Here is a 14,930-nt window from a genome sequence, read left to right on the forward strand (position 1 = left end):
ATAGAACTAATATTATGAAATATTTACAAAAAACCATTGCTCTATTAAGTGGATTCGCATTGGCAACTGTCCTATTCTCTTGCAGTAGTGATGACAGTGATACAACAGCGGCCCCAGTAGTCAATCCACCGTTAAAGGAGCTTAAGCTTTCAGTAAACTTCGATACGATATACATAGGCGAAGAAATATACTTTAAAACTATAAATAGTGAAGGTCAGGATATTGAAGCGGAGGTGCTAACAGCTGAGGGAACCGTTCTTAAAAACAATAAGTGGACTCCGACAGAAGCAGGACAATATAAATTTATAGCTAAAAAAGAAGGCTATAAAAACAGTAACGAAGTAAGAGTCGAAGTGCTTTCCCTTCCTGATGATAAAACACAAGGCAAAGGAACTTTTATATTCAAAGGTAAGACTTACGAAATACAAGAAAGTCATCTTTCCTTGCAAGGTATGTATCAGGACAAGACCAGCACAAAACAAATGGCAGGGTGGATACTTTCATCCATTAACAACGATGAAAAAATAGCTGCTCTTTCTATTTTCTTCACTCCAGCACACCTTATCCAAGGAGATAAATACTCTTTCGAATTACCTAAAAAAGATAATATTCTACAGACCTCATTGCGCGTACACCATTTAGAAACATTTGAAATATACGGGTACACAAGACAAGATGTAGAAATAAACCTAAACTTAGGAGATCCAAATGAAAAGAACATGATCTCTGGCAAGGTAGTAACCAAGTGTCAATCGCTGCAAGGTGAACCTTTCTCATTAGAGTACGAAGGTCAAAGTCGAATTGATTTAGATTTGTGGGATTATTAAATATTAATGCAAATTACGAAGACAGCTTCTACTTGAGAGATAACTCTCAAGAGAAGCTTCTTTTTTTTAGCTAAAGTCACATTCGTTAATCTACTTCTTTCTAAACTCTAAAGGGTTCAAATTAGTCTCCCTTTTAAAAAACCTCCCTAAATAAGATGGATCTACAAAATTCATTTCATCAGCGATTTGACTAACACTCAAATCTGTATTCGCTAAATAATGCTTGATATTTAAAACAACTTGACGATTTATAAGCTCTTTGGGGCTATAGTGGAGAAACTCCTTTGATATTTGAGAGAGATAATAGGGTGTAATAGATAATTTATCAGCATAGAAAGACACCTCCCTATACTCCTTAGAATATTGTGTAATCAAATCCCAAAATTTCCAACAGAGTTCTTCTTGACAGCTGTAATTTTTCTCAATGACAAATTCATTAAAACATACCCATTCAGTCATAATTAAGAATAAACTTTGAAATTGATTGCAGATAATTTTCTCTGCTTTGAGATTAGGCAATTGAATACAATACAAAAACAAATCTCTCCAAATGGCAAAAGCGCGTTTCTTTTCACTGTCCAAATACATAACAGGATTGTAGTGTAAGTAACCAAACAGCTCATTAGGCAAAACATAGGCTATATTTGAAGCAAAATCTCTTTCTACAAAATAATACGCTATGACCACATCGTCACTGGGATTGGAAAGAGAAACAATATTATCTTCTCCCCCCACCACAACACCCCCTTCATAAAGAGAAAAATTTTTAAAATCAATATTGAAATCTACCTCACCCTTTTCCACATAGAAGACTGCCAAATAAGGTAACACCAAGGGATAATTAGACAAATCGTCACTTGTCAGCTGGCCAACCTCTACACCGTACGAACACTTAATAGTTTGCATAAATCTTTTAAAAAACTTTCTATTATCACACAATTATAATAAAAAAACACTCTGAATAAGCAATATAGTTTTCAAAATTACATTTTCTTCTCAAATAAACCTATACAAGAAATGAACACCTCCTCCTACATTTGCCTCAGATAATTTATAACAACTTCGAACGTAAAAGTTAAGAAGTACAAAACAGATTAAAATGAAAATAGAAACAGAAAGACTGATACTACGTCCGTGGTTAGAGTCAGATGCTGAGAGCTTATACCTATATGCTCAAGACGAAAATGTAGGCCCACCAGCAGGTTGGCCAGCACACAAAAGTGTAGACGAAAGTAGAGAAATAATCAAAAAGGAGTTTGCGTATCCTGAAATCTACGCGGTTGCATTAAAAGAAACAAATGAAGCCATTGGCTGTATTGGATTGCTAATTGGCGAGAATAGCAACTTTGACATCTCCAATCACGAAGCAGAAGTAGCTTATTGGGTGGGTGTTCCACATTGGGGAAAAGGATATATTCCAGAGGCGTTAAAAGCACTGATTAGACACGCTTTTACAAGCTTAAAGATGACTGACTTGTGGTGTGGATTCTATGAGGGAAACATTAAATCACTTCGCGCCCAAGCCAAATGTGGGTTTACATTTGCTTATAAATCACCCAATAGATATGACAAATACTTCAAAGATGATCGAATCGAAGTAGTGACAAGGTTAAAATACGAGGAATGGTTACAAATGGAATCTCAAATGTAAAAGAATACCGCAGAACCAAATTAAAAGCGACACTATCCATTCAAAAACATACTGAAAACCATTATCGAAAAATAATACTTAAGGCAGGGAAATAAGTAGTCAAAATGAATAAAAAACAGATAGATAGTGAAAATAATAAAACAATACCTTCTAAAAGAAATGAATAAGTCTTAAAATATACAAAACAATAGATTAGATACGATAGATAAAGATATTTTTTTATACTTTTGCTTTCAGTAAATTAATTACGGAAAATAGTAAAATTATGAGAACGATTCAATTTAGAGAGGCGGTATGTGAAGCCATGAGCGAAGAAATGCGTCGCGACGAATCAATATATTTAATAGGTGAAGAAGTAGCAGAATATAATGGTGCTTATAAAGCTTCTAAAGGTATGTTGGACGAATTCGGTCCTAAACGTGTAATTGATGCTCCGATTGCAGAATTAGGTTTTGCTGGTATTGCTGTAGGTTCTGCCATGAACGGAAACCGTCCAATTGTTGAGTTTATGACATTCAACTTCTCTTTAGTAGGAATCGACCAAATCATAAACAACGCGGCTAAGATGCGTCAAATGTCAGGAGGTCAATTCAACATTCCAATTGTATTCCGTGGACCGACTGCTTCTGCAGGTCAATTAGGTGCTACACACTCACAAGCTTTTGAAAACTGGTATGCAAACGTACCTGGATTAAAAGTAGTAGTTCCATCTAACCCATACGATGCAAAAGGTTTACTAAAATCTGCTATTCGCGATAACGATCCTGTAATCTTTATGGAGTCTGAGCAAATGTATGGAGATAAAGGAGAAGTTCCAGAAGGAGAATACACTATTCCATTAGGAGTTGCAGAGATTAAAAGAGAAGGTAAAGATGTTACTATAGTTTCATTTGGAAAAATCATTAAAGAAGCATACAAAGCTGCTGATGAATTAGAAAAAGAAGGTATATCTTGTGAGATCATTGATTTACGTACAGTTCGTCCTTTAGATCAAGAAGCTATATTAAACTCTGTAAAGAAAACAAATCGCTTAGTAATCTTAGAAGAAGCTTGGCCATTTGGAAGTATTTCTTCAGAAATCACTTATTTAGTACAAGAACAAGCATTTGATCATTTAGATGCTCCTATACAAAGAATTACTACTGCTGACACTCCTGCACCATACTCACCAGTATTGTTGGAAGAGTGGTTACCAAACGCTAACGACGTTGTAAATGCAGTGAAAAAAGTTCTTTATAAGTAAAAAATAAAGTATATTTGAATACTCCATCTTAACATTAGTTAAGATGGAGTGTTTTTTTTATATATATTGTAGTTATGAAAAATAAAATCCAGTTTCTGTTACTATTTATACTATTTCCTTTAATTACTTGGGGACAAACCAAGGTAAGTGGAAAAATCATTGATAGTAATAATCAAGAAGTCCCATATGCCAGCGTTTACTTCAAAAACTCTACTGAAGGAGTAGTCGCAAACGAATACGGTAAATTTTACCTTGAATCTGCAAAATCATACACTACGTTAGTCATTTCATTTGTTGGATATAAAACACTTGAGATTCCTTTGACAGAACGAACTAATCTCAATATGAATGTGGTACTTGAACTCGATAACTTATTGGGAGAAGTAAAAATATTCGTAGGTAAAACATCAAAGAAGAACAATCCAGCGATCGATATTCTCAGAAAAATTTGGGAGCGAAAACGAAAAAATGGTCTGAATATGTTCGCCCGTTATGAATATGACAAATACGAAAAAATAGAGTTTGACTTAAATAGTATAGACAGTGCTTATCAAAATAAAAAGTTATTCCGCGGTATGGAGTTTATTTTTAAGCAAATGGATACTTCTAAGGTAACTGGAAAAACCTATTTACCGATTTTCATCAATGAGAACATTGCTCAAGTCTATGGTGATAATGACAACAACAGAAAAAGAGAAAAGTCGCTGGGTAATAAAAACTCTGGATTTGACACAAATCAACACATCATTGCCTTCGTAAAAGACCTTTACGCAGAATACAATATCTATAACAATTACATCAAAATATTTGACAAAGATTTCGTTAGCCCACTATCGAGAACAGGGATTAATGTATATAACTATGTTTTAGCTGATAGTGCCTTTATAGAAGACAAATGGTGTTATAATATTGTTTACTATCCTCGTAGAAAAGGAGAATTAACCTTTAAGGGGGATTTTTGGGTGAATGACTCCACTTTTGCTATTAAGAAAATAGCAATGGAAGCCAGTAAAGATGCCAACATTAACTGGGTAAAAGATATTTACATAGAACAAGAGTTTGAAGTGGTAAATGACTCGGTATTCTTATTGACAAGAGATCACTTTATGTCCGACTTTGCACTTTCAAAAAAAGAGAGTTCCAAAGGTGTTTATGGAAAGAGAACCTCAATCTACAAAAACCACAAGTTTGATATAAAACATCCTGATGAGTTCTATGCAGAAAAAGTAAACTACTTCGATGAGTCGATGTATAAAAGAGATGATGAGTTTTGGAAATCCTATCGTTTTGAACCTTTGAGTAAAGATGAGCTTGGTGTCTACAAAATGTTAGATACTTTAAAAACTGTACCAAAATTCAGAATGCTATTTGACTTGACTTCTACCATTATCGGAAACTACTACCATATTGACAAGTACAAATTTGATTATGGTCCCATCTTTTCAACCTTTGGATACAATGATATAGAAGGGTTAAGACTTAGAACTGGAGGGCGTACCTATTATGGTCCAAACGATAAATGGCGATTAGAAGGTTATGGTGCTTATGGCTTCAAAGACAATCAATTCAAATATGGTGTTAGTGGACGTGTGCTACTTGACAACGATACCCGATTGATTCTATATGGAGGAAATAGACGAGATATCGAACAAATAGGTGTTAGTTTAACCGAATCTAAAGATGTCTTGGGCCGAAGTTTTGCATCCAGCTCTCTATTTGCAAGTGGAGATAATACGAAACTTACCAAAATCAATTTATCTACTTTAGGGTTAGAAATTGAGCCTGTTAAGAATTTAAAATTCGAAACGACCTTTAGTTTCAAAACACTAAGAGCAGCATCAGATCAGTTTAACTTAGATTACTATGTCGATAAAGAAAACAACATTATAGCAGATGAAACCAAGCAATCTGAAATAATGGCATCGATTGAATATACCCCTGGTAGAAAAACAGTAGGCTATGGAGTTGACAGAACTGATATAGACAATAAATACTTAAGATTATACTTGCGCTATACTCAAGGGCTTAAAGGGGTCTTAGATAGTGATTTTAAATATGAGAAACTTCAATTGTATGTAAGTAAGCCTTTACTATTAGGTGGTTTTGGTACATTAACACCTATATTGGAAGTAGGTAAAACATTTGGAGAAGTACCTTTGGGGCTTTTAAATGTTGTACCTGGAAACCAATCGTGGTTTAATATTCAAAATACGTTTGCCAACCTAAATTACTATGAGTTTGTAACTGATGAATATGCATCACTACACTTAGAGCACAATTTTGGGGGAAGATTATTCTCGCGTATTCCTTGGTTGAGAGATTTTAACCTTCGTGAAATAGTTGGAGTTAGAGGGATGTATGGAAAAATATCTCATGGAAATATCGACTTAAATGCTTCAAGTATTCAATACAAAGCACCAGAAGACATATATTATGAATATTATTTTGCTATCGGTAACATTTTCAAAATATTCAGACTTGACTTTAGCTGGAGAGGAAACTATTTAGATATGCCTGACTCACGTAAATTTGCTGTAAGAGGTTCATTCGCAATTTATTTCTAATAATTATCTTAAAACTTGTTAGAAACAATGATTTAGAGTACTTTTGCAACCAATTTTGAATGAGTTAAAAAAATAAAAGATATGAGTACATTTGAAACTTTTGATGCTTTTGTTGAAATTCCAGCAGGGAGCAGAAATAAATACGAGTATGACTTCGATTTAAAACGCTTGAGATTTGATAGATTGTTATATTCAAACATGAGATATCCAGCTGATTACGGTTTTATTCCAGAAACATTAGCATTAGACGGAGATCCATTAGACGTATTAGTTATGTTCACTGAACCTTCATTACCAGGAATGGTGGTTGAAGTAAAACCAATAGGTGTTTTCTATATGGCTGATGATAAAGGTCAAGATGAAAAAATCTTATGTGTTCCTGTTTCAGATCCATTAATGAACAAGTTAAACGACATTAATGATGTAAACGAACATTTCAAAAAAGAAATTGAACATTTCTTTAAAGTTTATAAAGACTTAGAGAATAAAAAAGTTACTACTGACGGATTTGGAGATAAAGCAGCAGCAGTTAAATTAATTCAAGAGTGTAAAGATCGCTTTGACAACCTTGAAAATAAAGCTGAAGGTTTATTTAGCATCCGCTACTAATAAAATATTATTGTAAAAGAGCCACTCAATGAGTGGCTCTTTTTTTATATCTACTCTAAATATCTTTCTAATAGCACGTCGATATGATGCAGTGTATGCCCGTAATTAAGCCTACCTATCTCTTCTACCGTAATAACGTAATCTGCTACTTTATTCTGTAATGCTAAAGCATTTGTTGTAAAACCTTTAAATTGATAATAAACACTCTTTAGCAGTGTAATATATTCCTCTATTAAGTCCTGTGGCTCTTTATTCTCTCCTTTGGCTTGATCAACATACTCATTCTCATCAAATCCACTTAAAACACTGTTATCTTGACGAGCAATATGCAAAGCGCGATAACTGAAAATACGTTCACAATCTATCAAATGCTGTACTAACTCTTTTACAGTCCACTTCCCCTCTGCATAAGCATAATCCCACTTGTGTTGCTGACTCACCTTCTCAAAGGTCTCTAAGACAATAGTAATGCGCATTAATAAGATCTCCTCTAATGACATTCCCTCAGAACGCCTAATGTAATCTATGTGTGACATAAGCTTTTAGTTTATCTATTTCTGTCTGTTCAAAGCTAAATATTTCTGTCAATATTCAACCGATTTTCTTACATACCTAAAAGAGAATACTACATCAATAGAAGTCTATTTGTATCGTAAATATTAGCAAGAATCATTTTAAATTTAAAAAAAGACAATATCAACAGGACTCAATACTTAAAATTTCCTTAAATTCCACAAATCTAAAAATGAGTACATCTTAGCTTAATACAAAAAGAGGTGTTCTCCACACACAACAAAAAGCACAAACAACACAATGGAAGAAATCATCAAACTACTAAATGACCTAATCTGGTCAAATGTTTTTATTGCCTTATGCCTCATTGCAGGTTTATTCTTTAGTATACGCACCAAATTTGTACAAGTTCGCTTCTTTAGGCATATGATCAAATTGCTGTTTACAGAAGGTTCCTCTGATAAAGGAGTAAGTCCTTTTCAAGCATTCAGTATAGCAATTGCAGGACGAGTGGGTGTAGGAAATATAGTAGGTGTAGCGACAGCCATTGCAGCTGGAGGTCCAGGAGCCATTTTTTGGATGTGGATGATTGCCTTTCTCGGAAGTGCATCAGCATTCATAGAATCGACTTTAGCGCAAATATATAAAGTCGAAAAGAACGGTCAATACTGTGGGGGTCCTGCATTCTACATCGAAAGAGGGATAAAGAGTAAAGCTTTTGCCTTGACATTTTCAATCATCACTATAATCAGTTGTTCACTTTTCCTACCGAGTATTCAAAGCAACAGTATTTCTATTAGCATCCAACATGCTTTTGATATTCCTCAATGGATCACCGGTATTTTTATCTGTATATTTTTAGCACTAACGGTTTTTGGAGGTGCAAAAAAGATAGGTCGTATCGCACAAGTAATTGTCCCTTTTATGGCAGTTGCATATATCGCAATGGCCATAGTAATCATAGGAATAAACATACAAGAAGTACCCCATATCTTTGGTTTAATATTTCGTTCAGCTTTCAATATGGAAGCAACCTTTGGAGGAGTATTTGGAGCAGCAATCGCGATGGGTGTAAAAAGAGGTATATACTCAAATGAAGCAGGTCAAGGAACAGCGCCTCATGCTGCAGCTGCATCTGAAACATCGCATCCTGTCAAACAGGGATTAGTACAAGCTTTCTCTGTTTACATAGACACCCTTTTTGTCTGTACAGCTACAGCTCTGATGATTTTATTTACCAATCAATACAATGTAGCTGACGGTATGGGTGGTTTTATTATAGAGAATATCCCAGGAGTCGAGCCAGGATCTGAATATACAGTAAATGCCATTGCTACGCAATTCCCCTTATTTGCAAGTAAGTTTGTAGCTATTGCGCTAACTTTCTTTGCGATAACGACAACTATGTCCTACATCTTCATTGCTGAGTCCAATTTCGAATACTTAAGTAAAAAGAAAAACTTGGTATTAAGATGGGCAATGCGTCTGATTATTTTAGTTTTCGTCTACTACGCTTCTATAAGTGAACCGAGCAAAGCATGGGACATTGGAGATATAGGTGTTGGAGCTATGGCTTGGATTAATATAATTGCAATTCTACTGCTATACAAACCAGCTTTAAGGGCTCTTAACGACTATATAAAACAAAGAAAAGAAGGTAAAGACCCTATTTTTGACCCTAAAGAAATTGGCATCGAAAACGCAAGTGAGGTATGGGATAAGGTCATCAAAGAAAGAGAATGGCAAGAGAAACAAAAATTAAGAGAATAAATTCTCGTTACTTTAGTACATTTGCCTATGAATTAAATTAATAGGAAATGCAATACAAAATAAGAGCAGCTAAAAGAGAAGACTATGATGTAGTACCTGAATTAATGTTACAAGCAATGGAAGATATTGTTTTTAGCTTTATTCAAAAACAAGACATCGAAGAAGCAATCAACTTTCTAACTATTCTTTTCAAAAAGCCAAATAACTTATATAGTTATGAAAATACTTTTGTAGCTGTAGATGAAGATGACAATGTAGTCGGGTCTGTAACAGGATATAATGGCGATGATTTTTATAAGTTAAGAGAGCCTGTTTTAGAATTAATGAAAAAACAATACAACAACGATATGACTCCAGAACCTGAAACAGAAGGCAGTGAATTTTACCTAGACACTGTAGCTGTATCGCCTATAGTACAAGGCAAAGGAGTAGGAAGTCATTTACTTAAGTTTGCAGTTGACTTTGCTAAAGAAAAAGGATTTAAACAAGTTGGCTTAATAGTCGATTTGGAGAATCCAGGGGCGATGAAACTGTACACAAGGTTAGGCTTCAAACAAGGCAAAGCATTGGATTTTGTAGGAGGAGAATACTATCATATGTATGTAGATTAACAATATAAAAAGTCTTAGTTAAACTAAGACTTTTTTATTTTATCCCCGTAAAATTAATCCTACTAACGAAACCCTGTATTTGTCTTTAAATAATTATATTTGCTCAAAATTCATTACAATGTCAAAAGAAATAACTCCATATAAAGAATCTAACTTAGGAAAGAAACAACAAGTAGAACAGATGTTTGATAACATCTCAGGGAACTATGATAACCTAAACCGAATGATTTCCTTAGGAACAGATCAAGGATGGAGACGTAAAGTTTTGAAGATGGTGGCGGATACGAAACCAGAAAGTATCTTAGATATTGCTACTGGTACAGGTGATTTAGCCATTTTATTATCAAAATCCGATGCAACTAAAATTACAGGATTAGATTTATCTGCAGGAATGTTAGAAGTTGGAAGACAAAAGGTAAAAGCATTGAATCTACAAGATAGAATAGAAATGATTCAAGGAGATTCTGAAAACTTGCCCTTTGCAGATAATTCATTTGATGCAATTACAGTAGGGTTTGGTATTCGAAATTTTGAAGATTTAGAAAAAGGATTATCGGAAATACTTAGGGTTTTAAAGCCTGGAGGGATATTCGTTATTTTAGAAACTTCTGTGCCTACTAAATTTCCTTTTAAGCAAGGGTATTTCTTTTATACTCAAAATATATTACCTTTCATGGGTAAATTATTTTCTAAAGACCAAAAAGCTTATAAATATTTATCTGATTCAGCTAAAAATTTCCCTTTTGGAGAAGCTTTAAACAATATTTTAAGAAAAGTTGGGTTTAAAGAAGTAAAACACAATCCTCAAACAATGGGAATTGCTACAATTTATTCTTCTTCAAAATAATATGAGAAAAATACTTATAATAATCTTCTTTATATTGGGAACTACTTCTGGATTCTCCCAATGGATATTTGGTAGAAACCCAATCTTAAACAAACAAGAATGGGATCAACAACGTGTACACTGGGGTTACTACCTTGGGTTTAATAGTATGAACTACCAAATAAGTTATACGGAAGATTACTATAAGCAAATGCAAGATCTCAGAGAGAAATATCCTCATGACTATACTGAAATACAAGTAAATTCTTCTACGGGATTTAATGTTGGTTTGGTTGGTAACTTGCGAATCATGGAATACTTAGATTTAAGGTTTGAACCAGGACTCTTTTATTCCAAAAGAGAACTGACCTATCCGAAAGCTCTTATATACAATTATTACAAAGAGCAACACGATAATGCAAATCCAACGCCTAACGAAATAAAAAATTCTTCTTTTAAAGAAGTTAATTCAACTTATATACATTTTCCGTTACTTTTAAAGTTCTCCGCTTTGAGAACTGGAAATATTAGACCTTACATTATAGGTGGTGTTTCCTTAGATTTAGATTTAAGCAGTAATTCCAGCTCAACTAAAGATAATTACGAAGGTATTTGGAGAATGAAAAAGTGGACAGCGAATTACGAAATTGGAGCGGGAATCGATATTTATTTTCAATATTTCAAATTTACTCCAGCGATAAAAGGAGTGTTTGGATTACAAGATGAATTAATAAGAGATTATTCGGCGGATAGTCCTTGGACAGGAGGAATAAAATCAATGAAAAAAAGAGGGATATTCATCTCCTTTACCTTCCACTAAGAGATATATTTTTAAAGCATAAAAAATGCCCCAAAAAGTGAGATACTTTTTGGGGCATTTCTATATCCATTGAAAGATAACTTTTTGTTTTTATATTTAACTCTTAAATAGTCGTCCTTTTAAACTCACTCAAAATAATAGATGCTGCCGTAGCTACATTTAGACTTTCGGTCAACTGTAGGTTTCCAAACCTTGGTATACTCATACGCTGAGTAACGATTGCTTCTATTTCTGAAGAAATACCATTAGCTTCATTCCCCATTACAATAACTCCTTTTGAACCTAATTTTTCTGTATAAATATTATCCCCATCCATAAAAGTACCATATACAGGTGTATCCTCTCCTCTATCCTTTAAGAGTTGTAGCAAATCACCATAAACAATATTTACTCGCGTTATCGATCCCATTGTTGCTTGCACTACTTTGGGGTTGTAAACATCAACTGTTTCCTGACTGCACAACAAATGTTCTATTCCGAACCAATCGCATAATCTAATGATAGTACCTAAATTGCCAGGATCTCTAATATCATCTAAGGCTAAAACTAAATGATCAAAACTTACGTTCCTCTCTTTTGCACAATGAAAAACAGCTAAACAATTAGGCGTTGTAATCAAAGCAGACATTTTCTTAATATCTTCTTTCGATACTTTAGTTTGCTTTGACTTTTCAATACCAAAATCTATGTCTTCACAATAGTACAAATGCTCGAGCGCAAAATCAGAAGACAACAATTCCTTAATCACTTTAACTCCCTCAGCAATAAAAAGCTGATGCGTTTTTCTATATTTTTTTTGATGTAAGCTTTTAATTAATTTTATTTGGTTTTTCGTAACCATAAAAAAATGTATTTTTGGACTATATTAGATGAATACTACCTTGAGCAAATTTTTACCAAAAATAGCACTAATTATATTAACGAGCATAAGTTTTTTTGCATGTTCGACAACTAAGAGAGTTCCACGAGATAGAGCTCTTTTGGTTGATAATACAATTATAGAAAATACTAAAAAATCAAGTAAAGAAGAAATATACCAGCAGTTATACCAAACTCCTAATAGTACATTTCCTTTTACGGGATTTCGCTTGAGATTACACCTTTACAATCTGGCAAAACCGAATGCAGATTCCCTATACCAGGTTTGGTTACAAGAGCACCCTAATACAGAAAAAAAGCTTACTGCTGTATTATCAAAAAAACAAGTTAACCGCCTCGGTGAGTCTTTTATTATTGCAGGTATTAATAACTTCTTGATAAAAACAGGAGAAGTACCAGCACTATACGATACTTTGAAAACCAACAAATCAGTTGAAAGATTAAAAAACTACTATTTCAATCGAGGGTATTTCGACACAAAAGTTGAGTCGAAAATAGATACAGTTGGAGAAAAAAAAGTGAAAGCAACCTATACAGTAACAACTGGAGAACCTTATTATATTGACAGTATTAAGACTTCAATCACTACAAAAGAATTGGAAAGTCTTTATGTTGAAAGTAAAAATAAGAGTTTGATAAAACCTAACACCGTTTTTAATGTCAAGAATTTTGATGAGGAAAGAAAAAGAATTACAAATGACTTTAGAAATCAAGGTGCATATCACTTTCAAGAATTGAATATAAGATATGAAGTTGATACAATATTGGATAAAAAAAACACAGCCAATATCAATTTAATCATAGATCCTCAGACAGTAAAATCCGGTGATACACTTGTAGAAAGACCCTTTAAGCTTTACAAGATAAGTGAAGTAAACTTATTTACAGACAACAGTAGTAAGGATAAAAAATACGACTTAGACAGTTTACAATACAACAACTTTAATATCTATAGTTCTGCTAAGCTACAATACAAGCCTAAAGCACTAACAGATGCTATCTTTATCACCAAAGGGAGTACTTTCAGTGATCAAAAGCGCATTTTAACATCGAGATCCATAAGTAATTTAAGGATATTCAACTACCCAGTCATTGAGTATATAGAAGATCAAAGAGATACAACAGGTCAGTCATTAATCTCTAATATCTATCTAACCTCTCGAAAAAAGATGACATTTAACCCTTCGTTAGACGTAACTCATTCCAATATTCAAGATTTTGGTATAGGAGGGAGTGTTGGCGTATTGTTTCGAAATGTGTTCAAAAGAGCGGAAATCTTAGAAGTAGGTCTTAAAGGAAGTATAGGTTCTTCACGCCAAATGAACAATCCTAATAATGTATTTTTCAATGTAACCGAGTATGGTGGAGATGTTAAATTAACCTTTCCCCGTGTTTTCTTTCCAATAAAGACCGATCGCATCATTCCCAAATCCATGTTGCCGACAACAACGATGAGTTTCGGTATATCTAAACAGAGGAACATCGGTTTAGACAAAGATAATTTTACAGGAACGATTAATTATAAATGGCTACCCTCTCATCATAATTCCTTTAGTTTAGATTTACTAAATGCACAATATGTAAAAAACACGAATCCCAACAATTACTTTAGCGTTTACAGTTCATCTTATAGTCGCTTAAATGCTATTGCTCAAGATTACAAAATTGATGCAACGAAAACATACTATGACGAAAGTGGTGATTTGACTATTGGAGATAGTGGCGCTAATTACTTCATTTGGGATGCCTTAGATCCAAATAATCCGCTTGGTGTAAGTGAGGAAGACAAGAAAGTGATACGCAGCATTGAAGAAAGAAGAGTTCGTTTGTCTGAAAATAACTTAATTATAGCAAGTAATTTAGTATTCACCAAAACCACGCGTACAAGCATCAATGACAATAATTTCTACACGTTAAGAACAAAAGTAGAATCTGCAGGAGCGTTGATGAACTTGATAATGAAAAATGCGAGTACCAAAGAAGGCCCTACAGGAAAGAAAACGATCATGGACGTAGAATTTTCTCAATATATCAAAACAGAAATTGACTTTGTAAAATATTGGGATTTAGGAAAACAACGTGTATTTGCAATTAAAGCTTTTGGTGGTTTAGCGGTACCCTATGGCAACTCAAACTCAATTCCATTTACGAGAAGTTACTATTCAGGGGGATCAAATGACAACAGAGGTTGGCAATCTTATCGTTTAGGTCCAGGTAAAAGTGGAGGAATAAACGACTTCAATGAAGCAAATATGAAGCTTTTCTTCAGTTCTGAATATCGTTTTAATATAGGAGGAAAATGGTATGGAGCCTTATTTATAGATGCCTCAAATATTTGGAATGTATTTGACGATGTGGAAGATGAGAACTATACCTTCAATGGTATTTCCTCTTTAAGAGATTTTGCTGTTGCTTCGGGATTTGGAATTCGCTATGATTTTAGTTTCTTTGTATTCAGATTAGATATGGGATTCAAAACATTTAATCCAACAATCGATTCAAATAGAAAATGGTTTAAGGAATTTAACTTTAGAGAATCGGTATTAAATGTTGGAATCAATTATCCATTTTAATCCAATAATAATTAGTATTTTTGTAGAAACTTTTAACACAACGG

General features: G+C 33.8%; 13 protein-coding genes. 10 read left to right on the forward strand and 3 right to left on the reverse strand.

The genetic code is table 11. From position 1 onward, the window contains the following. Positions 1–14 precede the first annotated feature (14 nt). The gene (locus tag GJV76_RS02810; protein WP_155091127.1) at positions 15–827 is read left to right on the forward strand and encodes a hypothetical protein; all 813 of its coding nucleotides are present in this window, start codon (positions 15–17) and stop codon (positions 825–827) included. Between the two features lie 90 nt (positions 828–917). Here GJV76_RS02810 and GJV76_RS02815 read toward each other — a convergent pair whose 3' ends face one another. Continuing rightward, positions 918–1,733 carry a helix-turn-helix domain-containing protein gene (locus tag GJV76_RS02815; protein ID WP_155091128.1) on the reverse strand — a complete coding sequence of 272 codons (816 nt, stop codon included), beginning with the start codon at positions 1,731–1,733 and terminating at the stop codon, positions 918–920. Positions 1,734–1,926: 193 nt separating this feature from the next. Here GJV76_RS02815 and GJV76_RS02820 point away from each other — a divergent pair, with 193 nt between their 5' ends. The 4 genes from GJV76_RS02820 (at position 1,927) to GJV76_RS02835 (ending at position 6,894) form a co-directional block, all read left to right on the forward strand. Next, on the forward strand, positions 1,927–2,478 hold the full coding sequence (locus tag GJV76_RS02820; RefSeq protein ID WP_155091129.1) for a GNAT family N-acetyltransferase: 552 nt from the start codon (positions 1,927–1,929) through the stop codon (positions 2,476–2,478). A 265-nt stretch (positions 2,479–2,743) separates the two neighbouring features. Continuing rightward, the gene (locus GJV76_RS02825; RefSeq protein WP_155091130.1) at positions 2,744–3,721 is read left to right on the forward strand and encodes a pyruvate dehydrogenase complex E1 component subunit beta; all 978 of its coding nucleotides are present in this window, start codon (positions 2,744–2,746) and stop codon (positions 3,719–3,721) included. Between the two features lie 74 nt (positions 3,722–3,795). Further along, the gene (locus GJV76_RS02830) at positions 3,796–6,285 is read left to right on the forward strand and encodes a DUF5686 and carboxypeptidase-like regulatory domain-containing protein (RefSeq protein WP_155091131.1); all 2,490 of its coding nucleotides are present in this window, start codon (positions 3,796–3,798) and stop codon (positions 6,283–6,285) included. Between the two features lie 81 nt (positions 6,286–6,366). Next, positions 6,367–6,894: an inorganic diphosphatase gene (locus GJV76_RS02835; protein ID WP_155091132.1), complete on the forward strand. Its 528-nt coding sequence runs from the start codon at positions 6,367–6,369 to the stop codon at positions 6,892–6,894. A 50-nt stretch (positions 6,895–6,944) separates the two neighbouring features. On the opposite strand, the gene GJV76_RS02840 is transcribed toward GJV76_RS02835, so the two are convergent. Next, positions 6,945–7,430, reverse strand: coding sequence for a DinB family protein (locus GJV76_RS02840; protein WP_155091133.1), 486 nt, complete (start codon positions 7,428–7,430; stop codon positions 6,945–6,947). A 277-nt stretch (positions 7,431–7,707) separates the two neighbouring features. On the opposite strand from GJV76_RS02840, the gene GJV76_RS02845 reads away from it, so the two are divergent. From GJV76_RS02845 to porT, 4 genes are all read left to right on the forward strand, one after another. Continuing rightward, positions 7,708–9,177: an alanine/glycine:cation symporter family protein gene (locus tag GJV76_RS02845; protein ID WP_155091134.1), complete on the forward strand. Its 1,470-nt coding sequence runs from the start codon at positions 7,708–7,710 to the stop codon at positions 9,175–9,177. A 47-nt stretch (positions 9,178–9,224) separates the two neighbouring features. Continuing rightward, positions 9,225–9,788 (forward strand): GNAT family N-acetyltransferase, encoded by a 564-nt coding sequence (locus GJV76_RS02850; protein WP_155091135.1) that lies wholly within the window; start codon positions 9,225–9,227, stop codon positions 9,786–9,788. Between the two features lie 118 nt (positions 9,789–9,906). After that, complete coding sequence (ubiE, locus tag GJV76_RS02855; RefSeq protein ID WP_155091136.1) at positions 9,907–10,635, forward strand: bifunctional demethylmenaquinone methyltransferase/2-methoxy-6-polyprenyl-1,4-benzoquinol methylase UbiE; 729 nt, start codon at positions 9,907–9,909, stop codon at positions 10,633–10,635. Between the two features lies 1 nt (position 10,636). Further along, on the forward strand, positions 10,637–11,434 hold the full coding sequence (gene porT / locus GJV76_RS02860; protein ID WP_155091137.1) for a type IX secretion/gliding motility protein PorT/SprT: 798 nt from the start codon (positions 10,637–10,639) through the stop codon (positions 11,432–11,434). A 103-nt stretch (positions 11,435–11,537) separates the two neighbouring features. Here the strand turns inward: porT and GJV76_RS02865 are convergent, their stop codons facing one another. Then, positions 11,538–12,275 (reverse strand): RNA methyltransferase, encoded by a 738-nt coding sequence (locus GJV76_RS02865; protein WP_155091138.1) that lies wholly within the window; start codon positions 12,273–12,275, stop codon positions 11,538–11,540. Positions 12,276–12,303: 28 nt separating this feature from the next. On the opposite strand from GJV76_RS02865, the gene tamL reads away from it, so the two are divergent. Then, entirely contained in the window at positions 12,304–14,886 is a 2,583-nt protein-coding gene (gene tamL, locus GJV76_RS02870; RefSeq protein WP_155091139.1) for a translocation and assembly module lipoprotein TamL, read from the forward strand. Positions 14,887–14,930: the final 44 nt, after the last annotated feature.

It is taken from the genome of Myroides albus, assembly GCF_009711045.1.
GTDB classification, from domain to species: domain Bacteria; phylum Bacteroidota; class Bacteroidia; order Flavobacteriales; family Flavobacteriaceae; genus Flavobacterium; species Flavobacterium album_A.

What these genes read in the sequence shown, in the direction of transcription:
- GJV76_RS02810 (WP_155091127.1), top strand. Translation starts at nt 15, where the DNA reads ATGAAATATTTACAAAAAACCATTGCTCTATTAAGTGGATTCGCATTG.
- GJV76_RS02865 (WP_155091138.1), bottom strand. Translation starts at nt 12,275, where the DNA reads ATGGTTACGAAAAACCAAATAAAATTAATTAAAAGCTTACATCAAAAA.
- GJV76_RS02850 (WP_155091135.1), top strand. Translation starts at nt 9,225, where the DNA reads ATGCAATACAAAATAAGAGCAGCTAAAAGAGAAGACTATGATGTAGTA.
- GJV76_RS02815 (WP_155091128.1), bottom strand. Translation starts at nt 1,733, where the DNA reads ATGCAAACTATTAAGTGTTCGTACGGTGTAGAGGTTGGCCAGCTGACA.
- GJV76_RS02820 (WP_155091129.1), top strand. Translation starts at nt 1,927, where the DNA reads ATGAAAATAGAAACAGAAAGACTGATACTACGTCCGTGGTTAGAGTCA.
- GJV76_RS02840 (WP_155091133.1), bottom strand. Translation starts at nt 7,430, where the DNA reads ATGTCACACATAGATTACATTAGGCGTTCTGAGGGAATGTCATTAGAG.
- GJV76_RS02845 (WP_155091134.1), top strand. Translation starts at nt 7,708, where the DNA reads ATGGAAGAAATCATCAAACTACTAAATGACCTAATCTGGTCAAATGTT.
- ubiE (WP_155091136.1), top strand. Translation starts at nt 9,907, where the DNA reads ATGTCAAAAGAAATAACTCCATATAAAGAATCTAACTTAGGAAAGAAA.
- porT (WP_155091137.1), top strand. Translation starts at nt 10,637, where the DNA reads ATGAGAAAAATACTTATAATAATCTTCTTTATATTGGGAACTACTTCT.
- GJV76_RS02830 (WP_155091131.1), top strand. Translation starts at nt 3,796, where the DNA reads ATGAAAAATAAAATCCAGTTTCTGTTACTATTTATACTATTTCCTTTA.
- tamL (WP_155091139.1), top strand. Translation starts at nt 12,304, where the DNA reads ATGAATACTACCTTGAGCAAATTTTTACCAAAAATAGCACTAATTATA.
- GJV76_RS02835 (WP_155091132.1), top strand. Translation starts at nt 6,367, where the DNA reads ATGAGTACATTTGAAACTTTTGATGCTTTTGTTGAAATTCCAGCAGGG.
- GJV76_RS02825 (WP_155091130.1), top strand. Translation starts at nt 2,744, where the DNA reads ATGAGAACGATTCAATTTAGAGAGGCGGTATGTGAAGCCATGAGCGAA.